We start from the raw sequence: 516 nt of genomic DNA on the forward strand, positions 1-516 counted from the left end.
AAGTCCCGTATGGCCGGGAAGTAGTGGTAGAGCAGCCCGCGCGACACCCCGGCGATCTCGGCGACCTGCTCGATCCACACCTCGTTGTACGGGCTCTCTGAGAACAACCGCGCACCCACGGCGAGCAGTTGCTCCCGGCGCTCCTCGGTGCTGAGCCGACGGCGCGCCCGCCCGCCCTGGTCCACAGCCATTCCCGCACTGTAGTTGACGCCGGTCCGGCGGCCGGACCAGACTGTGACCGCTTATTGAACTCATGTGCAACACGTCGCCACTCGCTCGCCGGACCGAAGGAGACCGCGTCATGGCGGAGACGACGGCAGGGGCCGCCGTGCCGAAGGGGTTCCGCAGCGCGGAGCAGGGCTGGCCCGCACTGCACCGCATCCCGCACCCGCCGTACCGGCTGCCGCTGCTCGGCGACGTCATCGGGGCGAGCAGACGCACGCCCGTGCAGGACTCGGTGCGGATCGCCCGGCAGCTCGGCCCGGTCTTCCGGCGCAGGGCGTTCGGCAAGGAATT

At 70.3% G+C, this 516-nt stretch carries 1 protein-coding gene and 1 pseudogene; one reads left to right on the forward strand and one right to left on the reverse strand.

The window, feature by feature from the left end; genetic code table 11:
- Positions 1–191, reverse strand: a 191-nt coding sequence (locus LPA54_RS36570) for a helix-turn-helix domain-containing protein (protein WP_228984812.1), incomplete at its 3' end; no start/stop codon positions are given.
- Between the two features lie 110 nt (positions 192–301).
- On the opposite strand from LPA54_RS36570, the pseudogene LPA54_RS36575 reads away from it, so the two are divergent.
- Positions 302–516 (forward strand): annotated as a pseudogene (locus tag LPA54_RS36575) (cytochrome P450); the annotation flags it as partial.

Origin of the sequence: Streptomyces sp. DH12 (assembly GCF_020873895.1) — a bacterium.
Lineage (GTDB): Bacteria > Actinomycetota > Actinomycetes > Streptomycetales > Streptomycetaceae > Streptomyces.